Annotated in this window: 17 protein-coding genes and 1 pseudogene; 3 read left to right on the forward strand and 15 right to left on the reverse strand. The window is 59.9% G+C overall.

What is annotated here, in order from left to right; translation table 11 throughout:
- Positions 1–22: 22 nt before the first annotated feature.
- The 6 genes from AARI_RS17180 to AARI_RS20305 all read right to left on the reverse strand — a co-directional run bounded on the left by AARI_RS17180 (position 23) and on the right by AARI_RS20305 (position 6,341).
- Positions 23–715 carry an Abi family protein gene (locus AARI_RS17180; RefSeq protein WP_013350512.1) on the reverse strand — a complete coding sequence of 231 codons (693 nt, stop codon included), beginning with the start codon at positions 713–715 and terminating at the stop codon, positions 23–25.
- Positions 716–945: 230 nt separating this feature from the next.
- Positions 946–2,343, reverse strand: coding sequence for an IS1380-like element ISAar12 family transposase (locus tag AARI_RS17185; RefSeq protein WP_013350513.1), 1,398 nt, complete (start codon positions 2,341–2,343; stop codon positions 946–948).
- Positions 2,344–3,036: 693 nt separating this feature from the next.
- Positions 3,037–4,077: a M14 family zinc carboxypeptidase gene (locus AARI_RS17190; protein WP_041650389.1), complete on the reverse strand. Its 1,041-nt coding sequence runs from the start codon at positions 4,075–4,077 to the stop codon at positions 3,037–3,039.
- A 104-nt stretch (positions 4,078–4,181) separates the two neighbouring features.
- On the reverse strand, positions 4,182–4,676 hold the full coding sequence (locus tag AARI_RS17195) for a hypothetical protein (protein ID WP_041649143.1): 495 nt from the start codon (positions 4,674–4,676) through the stop codon (positions 4,182–4,184).
- Complete coding sequence (locus tag AARI_RS17200) at positions 4,669–6,216, reverse strand: sodium/proline symporter (protein ID WP_013350516.1); 1,548 nt, start codon at positions 6,214–6,216, stop codon at positions 4,669–4,671. Before AARI_RS17200 ends, AARI_RS17195 begins: the two co-directional genes overlap by 8 nt.
- Entirely contained in the window at positions 6,213–6,341 is a 129-nt protein-coding gene (locus AARI_RS20305; RefSeq protein WP_255209574.1) for a hypothetical protein, read from the reverse strand. The genes AARI_RS17200 and AARI_RS20305 overlap by 4 nt, the downstream gene beginning before the upstream one ends.
- A 102-nt stretch (positions 6,342–6,443) precedes the next feature.
- Between AARI_RS20305 and AARI_RS17205 the strand changes: the two genes are divergently transcribed.
- Complete coding sequence (locus AARI_RS17205) at positions 6,444–8,045, forward strand: PucR family transcriptional regulator (protein WP_013350517.1); 1,602 nt, start codon at positions 6,444–6,446, stop codon at positions 8,043–8,045.
- 91 nt (positions 8,046–8,136) lie between these two features.
- Here AARI_RS17205 and purU read toward each other — a convergent pair whose 3' ends face one another.
- On the reverse strand, positions 8,137–9,009 hold the full coding sequence (purU, locus tag AARI_RS17210; RefSeq protein WP_013350518.1) for a formyltetrahydrofolate deformylase: 873 nt from the start codon (positions 9,007–9,009) through the stop codon (positions 8,137–8,139).
- Between the two features lie 440 nt (positions 9,010–9,449).
- Here purU and AARI_RS17215 point away from each other — a divergent pair, with 440 nt between their 5' ends.
- Positions 9,450–10,118, forward strand: coding sequence for a GntR family transcriptional regulator (locus AARI_RS17215; RefSeq protein WP_013350519.1), 669 nt, complete (start codon positions 9,450–9,452; stop codon positions 10,116–10,118).
- A 27-nt stretch (positions 10,119–10,145) separates the two neighbouring features.
- Here the strand turns inward: AARI_RS17215 and AARI_RS17220 are convergent.
- Positions 10,146–11,288 (reverse strand): annotated as a pseudogene (locus AARI_RS17220) (BCCT family transporter); the annotation flags it as partial.
- 9 nt (positions 11,289–11,297) lie between these two features.
- On the opposite strand from AARI_RS17220, the gene AARI_RS17225 reads away from it, so the two are divergent.
- Positions 11,298–11,636: an MFS transporter gene (locus AARI_RS17225; protein ID WP_049862690.1), complete on the forward strand. Its 339-nt coding sequence runs from the start codon at positions 11,298–11,300 to the stop codon at positions 11,634–11,636.
- Positions 11,637–11,706: 70 nt separating this feature from the next.
- On the opposite strand, the gene AARI_RS17230 is transcribed toward AARI_RS17225, so the two are convergent.
- The 7 genes from AARI_RS17230 to AARI_RS17260 all read right to left on the reverse strand — a co-directional run bounded on the left by AARI_RS17230 (position 11,707) and on the right by AARI_RS17260 (position 20,111).
- Positions 11,707–12,003 (reverse strand): antibiotic biosynthesis monooxygenase family protein, encoded by a 297-nt coding sequence (locus AARI_RS17230; protein ID WP_013350520.1) that lies wholly within the window; start codon positions 12,001–12,003, stop codon positions 11,707–11,709.
- A gap of 102 nt (positions 12,004–12,105) precedes the next feature.
- Positions 12,106–12,636 carry an ASCH domain-containing protein gene (locus tag AARI_RS17235; protein WP_013350521.1) on the reverse strand — a complete coding sequence of 177 codons (531 nt, stop codon included), beginning with the start codon at positions 12,634–12,636 and terminating at the stop codon, positions 12,106–12,108.
- A 79-nt stretch (positions 12,637–12,715) separates the two neighbouring features.
- A complete protein-coding gene (locus AARI_RS17240) occupies positions 12,716–15,310 on the reverse strand; it encodes a sigma-70 family RNA polymerase sigma factor (RefSeq protein WP_041649146.1) in 2,595 nt (864 codons plus the stop codon).
- A gap of 307 nt (positions 15,311–15,617) precedes the next feature.
- Positions 15,618–16,925 carry a glycoside hydrolase family 10 protein gene (locus tag AARI_RS17245; RefSeq protein WP_013350523.1) on the reverse strand — a complete coding sequence of 436 codons (1,308 nt, stop codon included), beginning with the start codon at positions 16,923–16,925 and terminating at the stop codon, positions 15,618–15,620.
- Positions 16,922–18,286 carry a glycosyltransferase gene (locus AARI_RS17250; protein WP_013350524.1) on the reverse strand — a complete coding sequence of 455 codons (1,365 nt, stop codon included), beginning with the start codon at positions 18,284–18,286 and terminating at the stop codon, positions 16,922–16,924. The genes AARI_RS17245 and AARI_RS17250 overlap by 4 nt, the downstream gene beginning before the upstream one ends.
- Positions 18,283–19,203, reverse strand: coding sequence for an ATP-grasp domain-containing protein (locus tag AARI_RS17255; protein WP_013350525.1), 921 nt, complete (start codon positions 19,201–19,203; stop codon positions 18,283–18,285). Before AARI_RS17255 ends, AARI_RS17250 begins: the two co-directional genes overlap by 4 nt.
- A complete protein-coding gene (locus tag AARI_RS17260) occupies positions 19,203–20,111 on the reverse strand; it encodes a PIG-L deacetylase family protein (RefSeq protein ID WP_157867187.1) in 909 nt (302 codons plus the stop codon). The genes AARI_RS17255 and AARI_RS17260 overlap by 1 nt, the downstream gene beginning before the upstream one ends.
- Positions 20,112–20,168 lie beyond the last annotated feature (57 nt).

Here is a 20,168-nt window from a genome sequence, read left to right on the forward strand (position 1 = left end):
TTAGACTGATACTGCGACAGGTCTAGGGCCTGGAATTAAAAACCTCTGCCACAGACGATGATGCGAGCACACGAGCTTTAGCCTCCGGATTAATTCGTTCTAGAACAGTCATCATTTCCGTGTGAACGATAGCGGGGTCAAACTCATGAGCAAGGTTAAAGATTTGTTCTTGGTGAGCAATACGATTTCTCAAGATGTGCACTGTGCCTATGATGCGGTCAATATCGCTTCGCTGCGGCTTGCCGGAGAAGGCCTTATGGAGGTAGGTAACCCATAGCGACTTTTCATGAGCACTAGTTGTCATATAGCGCCAGAACCCGAAAGTCAGTTCAGCGATTACTTTCCCCGCCTCGGCGTTTTTCTTTCCACAGTTATCAATTGCGCGAAAAACTTGCCGGCGATTCTTTTCGTTAATATCCGACCCACGCTTCAGTCCGTCAGAATGCGTTTTAACACGCCATAACGGAACAACTACGGGCGATTGCGGATCCAGCAACCAGTGGGTCGAATTCTTCCAGGCACTACTAATGGCTTTGTCATAGGCGTTGCGTAAGGCCACTTCAAAGTGCGAGAAGTCTTTTAGCAAGGCGGCCGACAGGGAGGCGTTCCATTCATAGAGTGCGAGCGCGTCGCCCCTGTCTCCGCCGGCCGAATCCACGTAACGCTGGAAGCGAGGAGAGCCTAGCCATTGATCGATCCAGAAGTCGCTACTCATGAGCTAGCCTCCGGCGGTTAAAGTTCTTAGCCCCGGCAACATAACCCACTAACCCAGATCTTTCATGGAAGCGCAGAACCCCACCGGAACCGGCACCCCACCAGTATCCAGTGGGGTTCTTGATTTCTAGTACGACAAAGAGCGCCATATCGCTGACGCCAGCGCCGGCCACCACACACCGAAATATTGTCCCTCCCACTTGAAAACACTAATGACTAGTACTTGAACACTCAGGTTCGCAGTGAACCGACGCCCCAACGCTGACGCAATCCGTTGATTTGTTCCTTGAGTAACGTGACTAATCGAGCTTCCGGCGTTTGATCATTGATCAGCAACCGGGGTTGGCGACCGCTCTTAGTCAGCTTCCCGGCCATAGACCACACCCGGTACCGCCACCGTTTCAAATCCCAGCTCCCGGCCTGATGCCCCGCAGGCAGTACCACCAACTGCAGCCACAACGTCAGATTCAACGCAAACATGGCCAAGTTAGCCCACGCTTGATTCGCCGCGAACGAAGCGAATGGCAGTTTGCCCAGCCCTGCGGCTTTCAGCGACTTGATCCTGTTTTCACAACGCCCACGGGCGCGATGACGGGCATCCAAGAAAGCGGGATCGTAGCGTGGAGAGTTCGTCAGAAACGCGGTCACTCGATTCCCATCAGTGTCGAACAGGCTTGCTTTCGCCCCCGGATGCAACGGCTCAGCACGAAGATAAATTCTGGTTCCTGGCGGGTAATCGTTTAGTTCAATGACCTTGGAAGCATCAATCACCCACGCGTTATTACGGTGTTCACCGTCCGCGGTGAGCGCTGGCTCCCAGTACTTTTTCTGATTGATCCACCGCACGAAGCGTTCCTTGACCACGGGCAACGTATATGAGGTGGAAAATTGCAGACCCAAAGAATCAACATGCTTCAAGAATTCTCGGGTGGCGCCAGCGCTATCGGTGCGGACCATGATCTTCTCACCGATCAACGTTGTCTGTTCGTCATAGAATTCGTCTGGTAGTTGTTCCAGTGCTTCGGTCAGGATGCTGATATGGTCCTTCGCTGAGTTTGCTGCCTTATTTCCTGGGCGCAAGCGTACGGCGAGGACTTCACCGGTGCCGTTGGTTTTTCCGTAGTCGGCCATGGCGATCATCGGTGAGTAGCCGTACCCGCCTTTATAGTTGCCTTTGGCACCTTCTTTGTCTGAATGAACGTTGACTAGGGACGCGTCGATGTCGATGGTCAGAGGATTGGTTCGGGATGCCCGTATTGCGGGGTTGCGTTTGCCTGCTGCTGCCCATAGTTTGGCCCGCACTTGCCGGTGCATGGTCGCGAATGCGTAGTCAAAAGCCCCGGGATGTTTACTGATTCTGCTGAAGAACCGGCTGAACGTCGGGTCAGAGGCAACCGGACCGAAGAGGCCTTGAGTGGTCCGTAGCTGGTCGGTATCGCTGACTTGCTCGCCGCCGGCGGCGAGCATGAGGGACAAATCTGCGATCATCTTCCCGGGCCGGTGAACGGCTAAAGCAGGAACGAATTGCGAGAGCCTGTTATCGCAGAGCTTGCGGAAACCCAGCGCGTTGAGCAGGTCGCTCAGGGTGGTAAGCCCTGCGTGGGAGACCAGGGCTTGGTTCGTGGTCATGGTTGGTACGTAGGGGTAAAGGCCGGTATTGTTGTTCACCGAGAGAGTGATCCTTTGAACTGCTGAGAATATGGCTTAGACACCTTTATTTTCCCAGTTCAGGATCGCTTTTTCCTCGTTAATGACGCTTAATTACTGGCCCCGTCATGAAATACTTGGGCTAACGCAGGCCATCGGTCAACCGGGGCTTTCAAGTAAATAATTCTAGGGGCGCTTACCTACGGAAGCAACATAGAGCCTTGGCCGCCGCACCGGGACTGCTGCTCAGCACGGTGATGCGCTAGCCAAACAGCCTTTTTAGCAAAATGCATAAAACCGCTCAGCACTTTGCAAAAAAGATCAGCAAAAAGCGTTCATTCTTGCCATTGCGGGTGAATATCGCCCATCCGTAAGCTCGTTCCAACACCAAACTACGAGCGAATGGGAGGCACCACATGACGCGCTTTGCGGGATAAGAAACCCGCGCTAGCCGCACTCTAGCCGCCAGTGCATGGGTCCCGAGTTTGGATCCGGACAGCAGAACCCTGCCTCAACGAGGCAGGGTTCTGTTTTCCCCCACGGGCGGGCATTGCGGATGCGCATGGGTCTTATTTTCCTTCCCTGGCCGGCACTCGTTCAGCCGGCGGTATCCCGCGCCCTGCCTGCGCAAGGCCTGATGGCGGACCGTTCCCGGTCCGCCATCAACGGTATTCGCTATTCGTCGTTTTCTTCGCCCGGCAGGCTGGCCTGCTCCGGCAGGCTGTCCCAGAACGAGGTGTCCATGGTTTCCACGGAGCCATCGGCCACGGCCTTGATGGTGCTCTCCAGCGTCAAGATGGTCTGCTGGCGCAGATAGCCATTGGGCTTCTGTCCGAGCACGTAGTCGGACCGGTAGTGGTCGCTCATCCCGCGCATCTCGAAGAGCAGGGTGGAAATGCCGTATTCGGCCGCGATACCATTGCGCGCAATGGTGTTCGCGGTGCCGCCCACGTACTTGCCCAGATGCCCCCAGCCGGTGGGATCGACGTTCTGGTAGACCACGGCGCCCAGGCGCTTGGAGCCTTCGCGCACCTCCTCGGAGACATCCTCAGTTGTCGGATAGAGGATCGATCCGGAAACGAGCTTCCCGTCCACCGCCGAGCGCGTGCCCTGGTGGTGCAGGTCGATCATGTAGTCGATGTCGTAGGCAGAAAGCACATTGTTGTGCAGCGCTTGGATTTCGGGCTGCGTCTTGGCTACGTGATCCCGGTTGATGTCCACGTTGTTCGCGTTGTAGCGGGTCAGGTGCCGGTCTCCCGAAGCGATGTAGTCATCGAGCGGGAAGTCCACATCTCCCATGGCGCCGTCTGGGTTGAGCATCGGCACAACCAGGATGTTGACATCCTCCAGGACCTTGGCCATCCGGCCGGTTCCCAGGTGCTTGATGACTTCCAGCGCACCCTCGGTGGTCAGCTGCTCGTTGCCGTGCTGCTGGGTGAGGAACATGATCGTGGGATTTGCCGGGTCCGAGAGGTACTTGGCCAGGAACAATTCGCGCCCCTTGGCCGAGTGGCCGATGACTTCCAGTTCCATGGCCGATTGCTTGGCATCCTGCTTGCGCAGCTCGGCGGCCATCGATTCATGGGTATGCAAGATCGAGGTGTTGACCGTTTCATTGCCGTTGTGGTTCGGGCCTTCGCCGACGGCATTGGCCGGGGCTAGTCCCAAGCCAAGGAGCAGTGCCGAGCCTGCAAAGATGCAGGAGCTCTTCTTCAGCACACGGGTTGGGAGTGCTTTGAAATATTCTTCATTGAATTTCCGGTGTCTTCCTGTGATGGGACGGATCATGCGGGTTGCGCCGGCATGCGGCGCTTCTGGCATCAACTGCCGATGAAGAAGTAGCCGCCGTTCAGCCCATCCACCATGACGCGGTAGGACGTGCCTTCAAGCTTCGCTTCGATCACCCAGTTGGGTTTCCAGACCTTGGCAACACTGCGCTGCTCCTTGATGCCGCCGCGCCAGGCCAGCCGGGCCCGGCGCAGGGCCGCCGTGGAGAGCAGGGCTGCGGCCCGCTTTCTGGCAGTGTCGAAATCAATGGTGTTCCACCGCGGATCGGCCACCTGGTCCAGCGCTTGGGCCGATGCGCCTTCCTGCACCTGCCACGGGTCGGAGACAAAGGCCTTTCCCGAGTAGTAGTCCACCAGGGCATGCGCCTGCCCGGTCTGCCCGGCCAGCTGCGGAACGTCGAAGATGAATCCGGCAAAGGGATGATGGCGCAGCTTGGCCGACACGACCTTCATTCCCGGCGCCTTGGCGGCAAGGATGCGCTGCGCATCCTGGGCTCCAACCAGGGTTTCCAGCACCAATTCATTCATCGCGGGCGGCCATTTCCGCCTGGCCGGCGAGCAGGGAGTCCTGGCCGATGAGCATCTTCTTCGGAATGGGGCCGATCTTCGCGGTTTCCTCCAGCGCCCGTCCAATATGCTCCGGCACGGGATTCGATTTCTGGGTGGCGAGGCTGCCAATGACCATTGCCAGCGTGGAAGCCAGAATGCCGGTGACCATCGGGTCGATGCCTGTAGTTTCCGGAGCCCCGGAAACCTGCCACAGCACCGAGACCGCAGTACCGGCAATCATCGAAGAGATCGCGCCCACGGTATTGGCTTTCTTCCACCACACCGCGCAGACATAGGACGGGACAAAGGCGCTGCCCAGCACAGTGGTCGAGAAGATCACCACGGCAGCCACTGCCGGAGGCTCAAAGGCCGCAATAGCGAAACCGATAATCGCCAGCGCCAGCACGGTGACGCGCGAGACCCACACCATCTGCCGGTCGCTCATCTTCTTGCTGATGAACCGGGCGTAGATGTCCTGGCTGGCGATGGTGCCGGCCTGCAGCAGCAACGCGTCGGCGGTGGACATGATGGCGGCCATGATCGCCGCCATCACGATGCCCACGGCGAAGGTCGGCAGCACCGCGTCCGCGACCTCGAAGATCGCGGTTTCCGGGTTGGCTAGGTTCGGCAGGAGGATCAGCGCGAACATGCCGACCAGGTAGGGACCCGGGATGAACAAGAGGTTGAAGATCAGCGAATAGGCCCCGGCGGTGCGGGCCACCGAGGGCTTCTTCATGGCCATGTGGCTGACCACTACATGCGGCCAGCCCATGTAGCCGATGGAGAAGACCAGCAGCGCCCCGAGGATGACGCCCCACTGGCCCTGGTAGCCCAGATCAGCGCCCCACATGGTCAGCAGGTTCGGGTTGATTGCGCCTACGGCCTCATTGCCCTTGGTGAAGCCGCCGATGGCGATCAGCGTGGCCACCAGGATCCAGACCATGCCCACCACCATGATGATGGCCTGCACGAAGTCGGTGTAGGCCACCGCGAGGTAGCCACCCAGGAAGGTGTAGAGCACGATCACGCCGATGGCGATGGCCAAGGCTACCGGGAAGGACACTCCGGAGACCATTTCCAGTCCGCGGCCGCCGGCGATGAATTGCGCGAGGACGTAGAAGAACATGCAGAACAGTGCCACCGGTGCGGCAATGAGCCGGATCCACTTCGAGGGGTAGCGGTGCTCCAGGTACTCTATGGAGGTGATGGAGCCCAGGATCTGGGAGAGCTTGCGCATGCGCCGGCCGAGGACCGAGAGGTTCAGGATTCCACCGCCCAGATCGCCCAGCGCGTACCACATGCTGAAATACCCCTGGGTATAACCCATGGATCCAGCACCCATGAACATGTAGCCGGACATGGATGAGCTTTGCAGGCGAAGTGCGGTGACGCCCGGACCGAGGCTGCGTCCGCCCAGCAGAAAGCCCTCGGCATCCTGCTTGCCGCGCTTCATCGCCCAAACGCCGATGCCTGCCATGGCGACGAAGTAGATGACCAGGAACAGGATCTCGATGCTCATCGCTGCTCCTCCGCATCCTCATGCTTCCAGCCGCGGCTGAGCCACAGGAAAACTCCGGTATAGATCACCCAGAGGGCCGGAACCCCGATGATGACCATGGTCGTGAACGCCGGAAGTCCAAACATCGACGCATTCCCCCTCAAAAACCGAACACTCTGTATTGTGTGAAGCGAATCACTATAGATCCACGTGATTGACAGTTTTGCACAGCTGGAGGCTGATCAACAGTGACACTTGTAGAGAAAACACGCGATGCACGGACAAACTGTCCGGACCAGTCGATCGCCACCATGGACCAGCTGCTCCAGCTGCCCGCGGTGCTCGCCGGGAACCCGCAGCTCTTTGCCGATCAGGCGTCATTGAACCGTCATGTTGGCTGGGTCCACGTGCTGGAGAATTCGGACCCGAGAACCTACCTGCGCGGCCAGGAGCTGGTGCTGACCACGGGCATCGGGTGGGGCCCGGAGACCTGCTTCGAGCAGTACGTTACCGAATTGGTCGAGCTGGATTCCGCCGGGCTGCTGCTCGAGCTCGGCACCCATTGCCCAGCTGTTCCGGCGGCGCTCATCCAGTCCTGCAAGGAGCACTCCTTCCCGCTGGTGGCATTGCACGAACCAGTGGCTTTTGTGGAGATCACCGTGGCACTGCACCAGCTGCTCTTCACCTCCCAGACCCGGCGCATCGAGGCCGGCGGCGAGGTCACCGCCCATTTCACCGCGCTGATGCAGCTCGGCGCTCCGGCCGAAACCATACTCCGGGACTGCGCCAGGCTGCTGAATGCCACGGTGGTGCTGGAGGATTCAGGCTACAACGTGCTGCGCCATGCCAGCGCCGTTCCGATGCCCGCGGACTTCTTCGAGCACTGGCAAGACCGTTCCCGCAGCTTGCACGTGACAGGCAATGCTGGACGCCAGGTGATCCCGGTGCAGATCCATGGCAGGCATTTCGGTTCTTTGATCGCCCCGGACACTGCCACTCATCCGGCAGGATCCCTGCATGTGCTGACAATGGCGGGCATCGCGCTGGGCACCGAGCTCCTGCGCAAGCAGGAACCTGCCTCGTTGGCTTTCGATACGGCCTGTGAACTGCTTGACGACCTGATGCTGCGAAAGGACGCGGACTCGGACCTGCTCGCCGGGAAATTCGAAGCCTCCGGGTTCCCGGTGCACCACCGGCAGCTGCGTGGTTTCGCGATCCCGCTGGCCTCGTGCGCCGACCTGAGAGCAGCAGCCAGGCAGATCGAGCGCACTATCGGCAAGGATCTGCGTCCGGTGATCGGTGCCCGGAATGCGCCCGCGTCCAAGCTCTTCGGCTTCTTCTCCGCTATCCCCGGCAAACTGCCGCCAGACTGGCCCCAGACCTTGCACCTGGATGAGGTGGCCGGATATTTTGACGGACCGCTCTATCTGGGTGCGGCCGTAAATGACTTCGGCCTGCTGGCAGATTCCATCAGGCAAGCCATCGGCGGATGCGAACTGTCCCTGGCTGCAAACCAGCCGGTCGTGCTGGCCGAGGAGTATCCACTGGCACTGCTTGCCCATGAACTGCGCCATGAACCGGCAATGCAGCGCCTGCCGCAGCAGGTGCTCGCCCCGATCCTGGCTTTGGATCCTGCCCGGCGCACCGAGTGCCTGAGGGTCCTCCGGGCCTATTTGGCTTCACCGACCAACCGATCCCAGGCGGCTACCCGCTGCCAGCTCTCCCGGTCGGTGTTCTACCAGCGGCTCGGACTGCTCGAATCCCTGCTGGACATGGATCTGAATGATGCGCAGTCCCTGACCATCTTGTCGCTGGGCTTGGCCGTCTACCAGCAGAGCGTGGCAGCATGAGGTCCCGCTCCGCTGGACGTGTGAGCCCCGGGACGCAGAAAGCCAGCCACGTCGCGATGCGAACGTGGCTGGCTTCCAGAAGTTGCAGCCGCTAGCGCAGCACGACGGTGCGCGAGCCGCTGAGGAAGACCCGGTCCTCGCAGTGCCAGCGCACCGCATCGGACAGGGCTTTGCACTCGGTGTCGCGGCCGGCGGCCACCAGGTGCTCGGGCTCGTAGCTGTGGTCCACTTCCTGCACCCGCTGGGTGATGATCGGCCCCTCATCCAGCTCGCTGTTCACGTAGTGCGCCGTGGCGCCCACGGTCTTCACCCCGCGTTCGAATGCTTGGTGGTACGGCTTGGCCCCCTTGAAGGAGGGCAGGAAGGAGTGGTGGATGTTAATGGCCCGGCCGGTGAGCTTGCGGGTGAGGTCGTCGGAAAGCACCTGCATGTAGCGGGCCAGCACTACCAAATCAACCTCGAAGCGGTCCACTAGGTCCATCAGCTTGGCCTCGGCCTCGGGCTTGCTCTGAGCGGTGACCGGAACGTGGAAGAACGGGATGCCGTTCCACTCGACCTGTTGCCGGTGGTCCGGGTGGTTGGAGACCACTGCCGCGATTTCCACCGGCAGCTCCCCCATCCGGGCCCGGAAGAGCAGATCGTGCAGGCAGTGGCCGAATTTGGAGACCATCACCACCACGCGCTTCTTCTTCCCGGAGGGGCGCAGGCCCCAGGTGGCCTGGTGCTCGTCGGCGAGCTTGCCGAGGCTCGATTCGAGTTCCGCGATCTCCGCGGGCGCATCCCTGGCCTCGGCGACATCGAATTCGATGCGCATGAACAGCGTGCCGGAACGCTGGTCATCATGCTGCTTCAGTTCCCGGATGTCGCCATGGTGCTTGAGCAGCAGCCCTGTGACCGCATGCACGATGCCCGGTCGCTCGGCGCAGGTGAGGGTCAGGACATATTTGTTGTTCGGTTCGGTCATCGTGCCGCTCCTTGGGTTCGCCGAGGTGGCGAAAGCTTCGCCATGGCTCGTGGTGGTGGTGGGGGAAATGATGATGGCTGCTTCTGGTATCCGCCGCGAGGACCTGCGCCGCGGCATCCCAGAGACTTGTCAGGGAGCTATCGCCGGAGGAAATCCGTGCCGGCCCCTGCCGTGGCGGCAGCTATCGGCTGACTCAGCAACCTCTGATCGACTACTGATATATCAATAGCTGATCACAATACTATGTGTGTCGGAGCACAGCGTCAACAACTTTTCCGGCAGATTTTCCATCAGGATTCCGCTGGCCGCTTCCCGGGTTGCCGCCGGGCGGCATGCCGGGGCCAATTGGGCGCACTGGCCCCGGAAAAACGCCGAAATGGAACCCGGGAAGATACTCTTTGTGTGTCGGTAAATGTTTTTTGACCAGTGAAGAGAGCGATATGCCAAGGCCCATCGAATTGACCAGCGCTGCAGCGGAGCCAGGATCCATGGCCGCTCGCGCCTACAACGCGTTGCGCGACCGGCTGGTTCTGCTCGAAATCGCACCTACGCACCCGATCCACGAACCCCAGCTGGCCGAGGAGCTCGGCGTCGGACGCACCCCGATGCGAGAAGCCCTCAAGCGGCTGGAAACCGACCACTTGGTGGTGTCCTATCCGCGCCGCGGCACCTTCGCTACCGCGGTGGATTTCCACGAGCTGAACTACATTTCGGAGATGCGCCAGGTGCTCGAGCCGCTGGCCGCCCGCAATGCCGCCGCGAACAAGGACCCGCAGATCCGCCAAGAGCTGGCCGGCTACCTGGAGCAGATCGACACCCTGGATCCTGCCCTCGACCAGCGTTCGCTGCTCTTGCTGGATGTGCGCATCCACCGGCTCATCTACAAGGCGGCGGCCAACAAGCACCTGGAGGAAACCCTGGTGCGCCTGGACAACCTGGTGACCCGGATCTGGTGCCTGGTCATCGACCAGATGCCGCCGATCGCCGAGCATATTTCCGAGCATTCGGCCCTGCTGCGCGCCATCCTCGACGGCGACGCGCAGCTGGCGGCGCGGCTGGTCTCCGAGCATGTGGCCCACTTCGAGCAGGCCCTGCGCCGCGCCCCTTAGCCGAACTTGTTCCGGGCGCCCCGGACGCTAGCGTCCGGCACCCTCGGGTTCCAGGTCCGCATCGAGCTGCGGCTGGGAGCCGCCCGGCCGGGAATCCAATTCTCCGGACACTGGTTCCGGGCGGCTTGCAGGCGGCGCCGGGGTTGCCGCGACAATGGAATTCTCCCTGGTCATCAGGCTGAACTGCTCGCCCTCATGGCGGTCGATCCCGTCGTCCACTGCCTGCTCGAGCACCTCCATGGCCACCTTGCCACGCAGCACCAGGGGGTCACGGCTCAGGTCTTTCCACAGCGCCACGCACAGCAGCAGCATCACCAGCACGAATGGCAGGGCCGAGACGATGGTGATGTTCTTCAGGCCGTTCAGCGCCTCCGCCGGATGGTCCCCGCCGGCCAGCAGCATCACGGCCGCTACCGCGCCCACCGAAACGCCCCAGAAGACCACCGACTTCTTCGAGGGTTCCTGCGCGCCGCGCTCGCTGAGCGCTCCCATCACGATCGAGGCGGAGTCCGCTCCGGTGACGAAGAAGATGGCAATCAGCACTACGGCCAGCCCCATCAACGCGAGGGAGAACCACTCGGGGAACGGCAGTGCGCCCAGCAGCTCGAAGAGCACCGAGTTGAAGTCGATATCCGGTGCCCCGTCCACCATCCTGGCCAGCGCCTGGCCCATGTCCCCGTTGCGCTCGGCTCGTTCCTGCAGGCCGATGGCGCCGCCGCCGAAGATGGCGAACCAGATCAGCGTGACCGTGGAGGGAACCAGCAGCACGCCGGTAACGAACTGGCGGATGCTGCGCCCGCGCGAGATCCGCGCGATGAACAGGCCCACGAACGGGGTCCAGGAAACCCACCAGGCCCAGTAGAAGATGGTCCACGACGAGAGCCAGGTGGCCATTTCGCCATCGCCTGAGGACGCGGTGCGCGATGCCATCTCGGGCAGGTCCGCGATGAAGGAGCCCACGGCGTTGGGGATCATGTTCAGGATGAACAGCGTCGGCCCGCCGATGAAGACGATCAGGGCGAGAATGACGGCCAGCACCATGTTGATATTGGAAAGCCACTGGATGCCGCGCTCAATGCCGGAGACGGCCGAAGCGACAAACAACGCGGTCAGGATCGCGATGATCAGCACCAGGATCCCTGAGCCCACGGACGGCAGAATGCCGACGGACTGCTCTGGTTGCTGCACTCGGCGCTCTGGGAGATCCTGCTGAGCATGCTGGTCTTCGGCATCGGCATGGGCGCCAGCTATGCGGCCATGCCGGCATTGATTGCCCGCAGCGTGGCAGCCCAGGAACTCGGCAGCTCCGTGAGTTTCAACCAGGTGCTGCGTACCGTGGGTTCATCCTTCGGCACTGCGATTTCCGCCGCCATCATCGCCACCCACCCCGGGCTCCTGGGCGAAGCCAGCCCCGAAGGCATCAACATGACGTTCCTGCTCGGCGCCCTGCTTTGCATCGTCCTCGGAGCGGCGTTGCTGGCCGATTCGGCACGACGCCGGTTGAGGAAGAACAGGTAGGAAAGCCCTGGATGCAGCAAACGCCTCGGTGCCGTGATGGCAACGAGGCGTTTTCCCGATTTCGAAATGCCTAGAGCTCGACGATCTCGAATTCCAAGAGCTCAGCCCCGGACGCGACCGGCTTCTGGCCCGCGGCGCCGGAATGGGCCGCATCGGCGCGCTGCTCACGCCAGTTCTCGAAGTCCTCGCGCGTTGCCCACTGCGTGTAGACAAAGTACTTGTCTCCGCCGTTGACCGGGCGCAACAGCTTGAACCCTTCGAAGCCTGGCGAGGAATCCACCACATGCTTGCGGGCAGCGAAACGCTTTTCCAGCTCCGTCCCAGCTTCGCCGGGAACCGACAGGACATTGATGACGACAATCGACATGTTCAACCTTTCTTGACCGGGCTTCGTTCACGGGAAGCCCCCTGTCCCCACCCTACGCCAGCGCATTCTTGGCAGCAGGCGCACGTGACGAAGTTCGGCCGGCTAGTCGACATGTGCCTCTGGCCAGCAAATTTCAAAACGCTCCAAGATCAGTTCTCCCCCGGCTTTGCCGGTGTCTTCAGGTTTCCAATCAATTCCTATGGACTTCTGCGTACGGCGCCAGAATTTTTCATGTTCTGCGCGCCAGTATTCCAGCGAGAGATCCCCTTCGCCCTCGGCCGCGGCAAACTGCGCGTCTACCTCGAAGAATGAGGAGCGCTCGACGGAGAGCACTCGCAAAATCGCCCGCGGCTGCCCTTGCCCATCGCAAACAATGCAGTGGTCTTCCGGTTGCGGGACACGTTCGTTGTAATAGACGTAGTCGCTAGCCAGAGACGAAGTCGCTCGCTTGGTTCCGTGCAGCATTTCATTCAAAAGCTCATCGGCAAGCGCGGGATGGTCCCCGAAGGATTCGGCGATATGGTGCGGTGCATCGGCCCGCGGAATCCCTTTGCTCGCCAGATACTCAAACCACATCTGTTCAGCAGCTTCTGCATCGACGGGAGGCAGCTCAGGAGCACAATTTTCTGTCATGTGTCGATCCTAGCCGCGGCGCGCATTCCGCCTGGGCATGGAATGGCCGTTGCAGGACAGACGGACTGCCGGACTGCGCCTAGAGTCCTGGAATCTCGAATTCGAACCTCTCCTTCGAGTTCCCTCGGCTCTCAAATGCGATAGTCCGGTCCCCAAGCAGGTAGAACTGCTTCAACTTTAACGTCGCTGGGCCTTCGCAGGTAAGCCTGAATGAATTGGCTCTTACGTGCGAAGAAACGCAATTCCCCTCGTAGGTCATGTTATCCAGCCAAAGCCAGTTAAGCCGCACTTCGAAACTTATGGGATCGCTTTCTGAAGCTCCGTTGATATCGAAGATGTAATTCGCAAAGAATCCGCCTTCCTCTTGTGTCATGACGACCTGGAATTCAGAACCGTCTTGCCCGTCTTCCGGCTCAGCGCTCGGCTCAGCCGTAGGCTCCTGAGTCGGTTCAACCGTTGGTTCAGGGGTTGGTTCCGGAGTCGGCTCGACCGTAGGCTCTTGAGTCGGCTCGACCGTAGGCTCTTGAGTCGGCTCGACCGTAGGCTCTTGAGTCGGCTCGACCGTAGGCTCTTGAGTCGGCTCGACCGTAGGCTCTGGAGTCGGCTCGACCGTAGGCTCCACCGTAGGTTCAGCGGTTGGTTCCGGAGTCGGCTCGACCGCAGGCTCCACCGTAGGCTCTTGAGTCGGCTCGACCGTAGGCTCTTGAGTCGGCTCGACCGTAGGCTCCACCGTAGGTTCAGCGGTTGGTTCCGGAGTCGGCTCGACCGCAGGCTCCACCGTAGGCTCCACCGTAGGTTCAGCGGTTGGTTCCGGAGTCGGCTCGACCGTAGGCTCTTGAGTCGGCTCGACCGTAGGCTCTTGAGTCGGCTCGACCGTAGGCTCCACCGTAGGTTCTGGAGTCGGCTCCACCGTAGGTTCTGGAGTCGGCTCCACCGTAGGTTCAGCGGTTGGTTCCGGAGTCGGCTCGACCGTAGGCTCCACCGTAGGTTCTGGAGTCGGCTCCACCGTAGGTTCAGCGGTTGGTTCCGGAGTCGGCTCCACCGTAGGCTCCACCGTAGGTTCTGGAGTCGGCTCCACCGTAGGTTCAGGGGTTGGTTCCGGAGTCGGCTCCACCGTAGGTTCCGAGGTTAGTTCTGGAGTCGGCTCCACCGTTGGTTCCGGAGTCGGCTCGACCGTAGGCTCCACCGTAGGTTCTGGAGTCGGCTCCACCGTAGGTTCTGGAGTCGGCTCCACCGTAGGTTCAGGGGTTGGTTCCGGAGTCGGCTCCACCGTAGGTTCCGAGGTTAGTTCTGGAGTCGGCTCAAAAGTTGATTCAGAGGTCGCTTCAGGCGATGGCAAAGTCGCTGGCACACGTGTCAGCGGGGAAAATGGCTTCGTGGATGGCGACTCCACTTGGTTTGTGAATTCTAGTTTGTCCTTGCCATCAGGAACAGGCTGTCCCGTCATATCCCGCAAGAACACGTCACGGCTCATTACGGCGGATGGCGTGCCCCCATCCATCGGGGCTTCGACTCCTTGCACTTGCGACTGGGTCTGGGCCGCGCTGTCCGGTATTGCCCATTCCCTTTCATCCTGCACGATCAGTTTAGGTATCAGACCGATAGCGGACGCTGTTACGGCGACACTTACCAAGCCAACGCCTAAAGTGACGGCTAGGCTGCTACCTCCTGCAAGACTCAATCCGGCACCTGATGCAACAGCGGTTGCTGTCCCGGCAGTAGCTCCACCAGCTGCCGTCGCTGTGGCAGCTGAAACTCCCATCCCTGCAACACCTCCCGCGGCAGGAATCCCCAGCGCAGTAATCCCTCCAACAACCAGAGGAAGGACGTAAGCACGCAAAGTTGCACCGATTTCGTCCAGTTCCCCGAACACTACTGCGCAATTCGGGCACGATTTCAAATGGGCTTTGACACTACGCTCATTCCGGTTCCCAAGCGTCCCGCGGATCAAGGCGGGCAGATGTTCGCGAATGTCGGCGCAACTCGCGGGCACCCCGGACTGGCCATTCAAATGCGCGGCCAAGTACGCTTCGCGCAATCCCTCTCGCGCGCGTACCGCTAATGCGGAAACCGCATTGGGCGTAATTCCTAGAATTGGCGCAACGTCTCTCGGCGGCAGTTCTTCTACTTCGGTGAGCCACAGCACCGTCTTCCAGCGCTCAGTCAAGGCCTTGAACGCGACGATAGCAAAGGTGGATTCATGGCGTTCCATCGCATCGTCCGCGTGCGCATCGCCTGGCAGGAATTCCTGGACGTCTTCGACAGTAATCTGCTTTGAGGCCGACTTGTTCCTGGAAAAAGCTTCGCGCGATACAGCAGTCATTAAATAGGCGCGGAAGAACTCATCGGGTCCTGCTCCACGCTCGATGATGCGAAAGACCCGCAGGAAAGCTTCGGAGACGACATCCTCGGCATCGGAGGGAGAGTTCGTATGCCTAAACGCTACGTTCAGCGCCACTTGCCTGTGCCGTCGATACAGGTGGTCTTGGGCTTCGCGGCTTCCGTTCCTAACGCCCCGAATTAAATCTGCATCGCTGACTTCAGCAAAGCGTGCCCCAGAATCTATTGTCATTACGTCCCCATAACGTTTCGCGCGACAAGGCCGGCACCCGCCGCCGATCACCCCAAGGATTCCCCAACCCCTGAAGCCGGCAAACGGCAACCAATTCCCCATCGACGATTCCGCCCGAATTTGGGCGGCATTTTCATCCTTTAGAACCTATCAGGATTTTTCCAATATATCTATAAAATGGACTTGAAAATCCTGAAAGGTGGGCGAGTTCCATCCCCCAAGCTTGCAAGTCACCCACCCGTCAGCACCTTCCCCATAAGACAACTGGACGACTCGAATCCCCATAATTCCTTGCTGCCCAGTTCAGCGCGTACACCTCTTAGATACGCGAGAACGGGAATCATGACGCAAGAAACCGGATTAATTTGGAAATTTTTTCTTCGGGCTGGAATTCGCATAGATTCCGCGGCTACCCCGCATCCTGGCGCGCGTCAGGAAGCTGGCTCCAGGCACCTTCCAAAACGGACCAGATGCTGTCGTCCATCAATGAAGTGGGGGTAATGGAGACATGCAGCAATGAATGGTCCTCGGCATTCCGCAGTTCCTTGCTCACGGAACTGCTGCCCATGGCGCCTTCGCCTTCCCAAAGCCCGATTTCCAAGGAATACTTTTCAGGTTCCTGCTTGATGTACCGCTGCACCAATTCGTTTGTCGAAAACCGATTGGACGATGCAATGCCCCGGAAATTCCAGATGTTCAGGCGGTCGACCACCTGCAGAAGCTGCCCGTAGTCTTGGCCGGAATCAGGGCGCCCCCTTGGATCCTCGTTGGCAGGTGAGCGCACATCCATGGTGAGCACCGGACCGGTTTCGTCCAAGCTGTCAGCCACTTTCTTCATGATGGAGGTGACCGTCTTTGACCGCCATAGATAGATTTGCTCTGACGTGGAATCAATCGTTCCGTCAGCCGACCTTGGCCAATCAGAGCGCTCGCTGAACTTCTCGAAATTCTTCAAGTCATCATCGCCGAACGTGTAGCTGGGGAACATCAGCTCGGTGACGTTGATGCCATCGGGTGCATAGCGCCGAACCGCTTCGCTGACCAGCCCGACAAGCCTTGTTTCAAGTCCGCCCTCTTTCCACGCCGAAATACTTGCCCAGTTCTTGGATGGATGTCCCTCGGTGTTGATTCCTGCTAGCGATGGCTGGCGTTCCAACTCTCTGCCCAGCAGGGTATCGATATTCAAGTAGATTGCTCGACGTTTGCCCTGCGCATCGCAGCGGAAGGCACTAATCGCTTCGGCAACGTAGTCCCGACCAGTTTGCGCGACTTCGCTTGATTCGACATCACGTTGGGCTGGCCAGGGGAAAGCCACCCAGTCGAGACGTCCAATGGAGAGCGATACTCCCGTCGCGTTGACCGAATCCAAACGGCGGGCAATTTCCGGGATGCGGGCAGGATCTTCGGCGGTGATATCTTCAAAACCGACGTTCACCACTCTGGAGAATTGGGGATGTTGGGAGCCTGTTTTGGTGAGGTGCATACTGAAGTCGTCTCCAGGGGAACTGGCGCCGTCTGCGCGAGGGGAATCTTGGCAGGCACGCTGCGGGGGCAACGGCGCGACCACCTTGGGGTCCGGCGTCGGGGCCGGTTGATGCGCTGTAGAAGTCTGGAATCCGGTCATGTAGTAGGCGGCCAGCGAAAAAATGATCGCCAACCCCGCAATGGCTGCCACTGCCAGTTTCCGGCGTTGATGTTGGTTCTTTGCCGTGCTCATGATCTGCTTCCGAGAATGGCAGAGAACTCACCGCTGGAAATGACACCGGTTCTTTGCAGCTTGTTCCATTTGGCTGGCCTCCCGCGGATTTCAAACGCGACCGCTGCGAGCATGGTGAGCCCCATCCCCGTGGCGTAGAACGGCCATAGCGGAAGGGTCCATAGGTTCGCCAGATCCCTCCATGCTGTGTTCAGCGCGATGCCAAGAACCACCGAAGCCAGGGTGACTCCGATGCCAATCCAACCGATGACCATCGCGGTGCGTCCAATTAAGGTTGCTTCTTCGCCGCCGCCGAAGGTAATTAACCCGGCAGGGATGAAATAGAGCAACCCCGCAAGCACCAGGATCTGGGCCAGGGGCACCACCACCATCGTGAGGAAATTGAACAGCAGGAATACGCCGAAGGGCCCGAACCGGAGGTTGCCGTGCATCCGCCAATGTATCTTGATCGATTGCAGCAGGCCCCGTGCCCAGCGGACACGTTGCTTCCACAACGCCTGCAGCGTAGAAGGCGACTCCGCCAGGACAATCGCGCGTGGTTCAAAAACCACACGATATCCGGCACCGTAGAAGCGCCAGGTCAATTCCAAGTCCTCTCCAACCGTATCGGTGCGGAACCCGCCAAGCTCCCTGACCAGATCGGCACGGAATGCGCCTATGTTCCCGGAAACTACTGGCAAGCAATGAATCAAGGACAGCGCCCGCCGCACAACACCCGTTCCCAGATGCGAAAGGACCGAAAGCATCTTGGTCAGCACCCTGTCCAGGTTTACAGGCCGGTCATCACCGCAGACCGCGCCGACTTTCCCATCACGGAATCCAGTGAGCAACCACGGAATAGTCACCGGCGAAAAAATTCCGTCGGCATCGACAAAAACCAGGATCTCTCCAGTAGCGACGGCTATCCCGCGATTAAGTGCCGCGCCTTTGCCGGCGTTCTCCTGGCTGATGGCCCGCACCAGGCGATGTTCCTGCGCCAGCTCATGCATCAGCCGTGCGGTGCCATCGGTGGATCCGTCATCGACAATCACCACTTCAGCGAGGTTTCCCTTGTTGCGCACAATTGATTCAACGCAGGCGCGCAACACCACTTCCTCGTTGTAGGCCGGGATGATTACCGATACCTTGTAGTCCGGGGTCAGCCCGAAATGCCTCGACGCCCGGGTTTGGCGGCGGGGACGAATGACCGCGTTTGCCCGGCTGCCAGGCGGTAACGCGGAAAGCTTCCCACTGCGGGTGAAGAGCAGGCCCCTGCGGCATTCAAAAAGCAAGGCCAAGGGGATCAGCAGCAGCTTCAACACACCCACGGAAAGGATGACCGTGGTCAGCGTGTAATAGCCAAGAACAAGTGCCGAGCTCATGCACAGCCAGCTTGCGCCGTGGACGCCACCCCGGCCAAGCGCAATGCAGCATCCAGCAGTTCCGGCGCCGACTGGCTGTTGGCTCCAAAACGGGCATTGACCTCGAGCACCACCGGTTGCCCATCGCCGCCCAGGCGCACGTCCATGTCTACCGGCCCGACCAGTTCGAGCGACTGCACCGCACTCCTGACGATCCGCGCCACATGCGCGGCGATTGGATCGTCCAACTCGCAGCGGCGCACCGATACTGCGTTGCCCACAAGCCCTTCGCGCAGTTCGGTCTTCTCCACCACCACGCAGGCCTCGATGTCCCCGGTATCAGGGTTCCTGAAGATCATCGGCGCGAATTCGCGTCCGGGGGCAAAGCGCTGCACCACATCCCGCGTGCCAGCCGATACGCGGCCCGCCCCGAGATCCCCTGCCGTAACCAGTCGGACACCTCGCCCTCCGCGCGATACGCGTGGCTTGATGATGATCTGCTCTTCCGGGCTGAACTGTGCCAAGGCTTCGCTGTTGCCGGCGTTGATCCGGGCAAAGTCTGGGACGGGCACATTGTCCCCTCGCAAAGTCAGCATCGTGTAGTACTTGTCATCGCTGATCAGCACGGATTCTTCTGAGGAAATCAGCAATCGGGCTCCGGCCAATTCCAGCAGTTCTCGGATGCGCGCTGCCGAAAGGACCGGGAGTTCTTCGCTGACGGTCGGGATAACCAGTTCAACTGAATGCTCGAGAACAATCTCTTGAAGCCGAGTGGGGTACTGCTGGTCGCTGGCTGCGGGAACCTGGTGGAAGGCGTCGAGCAGCGGATCAATAGTTGGCACCATGTCAGCGCCGATGACGCTGTGTCCTCGCGCATGCAGCTGGCGGGCAAGCGAGCTTCCTGCTGGGCCGCCGACCCCGGTGACTAGGATCTTCATTAGAAATCCCCCACTGTAGTTGATACGAGGCGCATTACTTCGAATCCTTCGGCCCGCTGCTGCTTGACCTGATTGCCACGGAAATTAGCCATGGACTCGATCCGTGCACGGGTCATATAGGGTTTGTTCCGCTGATCTGCATGGAGTTTGATGGCTTCGACTTTGACGTTGGTGTAGTTCTCGACGTCAACGAAGAAGCTTGGAGAGAAATCGTTGCCCACAGAGGGGCTCTCGAAGCAGAGTATGGAGGGCAGTCGCCTCCCGGCGCGCATTACTGCACGGTGCACCGCCTCGTGGTCTTGGTGGATATCAGTAGCTGAATGAGTCAGCACGACATCCGGTTCGAAAGCAGCGATTTCCTCCTCGATCGCTGCAACCATCAGGTTGGAATTCTCCGACAGCCGCGTATCGCAAAAGGACCACACCGTATGGGACTGGGCGCCCAGATAACCAGCTCCGCGTCGGGCTTCTTGAATCCTGCGAGGAGCATGTCCGCCGCTTTCGCCCTGCGACATGACGACAATACGCACATCATGGCCGGCATCGACCAGTTTCGCGATGGTTGCACCGCAAGCCAGCTCGACATCATCGGGATGCGCTCCGACAGCCAGGAAGCGTCGCGGACGGGTGTTGTTCTGAGGCCTTCGTTGCAACGCCAACATCGTCAGACAGAAAATCAACAGCGAGATGGCCATCATTATGGCCACTACTGCCCCGATTTCCGACTGCTCTTGGGAAAGAAGATGCAAGCAGGCCGCAGCGATGAGTACCAAGTTGCCAGTAATCCAGGCAATAATGATGGTCTTGTAATGCGTAAAGTCGCGCACCAGCCATCGGCGGCCCCGCCGACTCAATGCGCTGAAGACCGCCGTTATAGAGGCCACAATGCCGAAGATTGCGAGTGTCATACTCATGACGTTCCCTTTCTATGGAGCGTTCAGAAGCGGATCCACTTCGTTTTTGAG

The organism is Glutamicibacter arilaitensis Re117 (genome assembly GCF_000197735.1).
GTDB classification, from domain to species: domain Bacteria; phylum Actinomycetota; class Actinomycetes; order Actinomycetales; family Micrococcaceae; genus Glutamicibacter; species Glutamicibacter arilaitensis.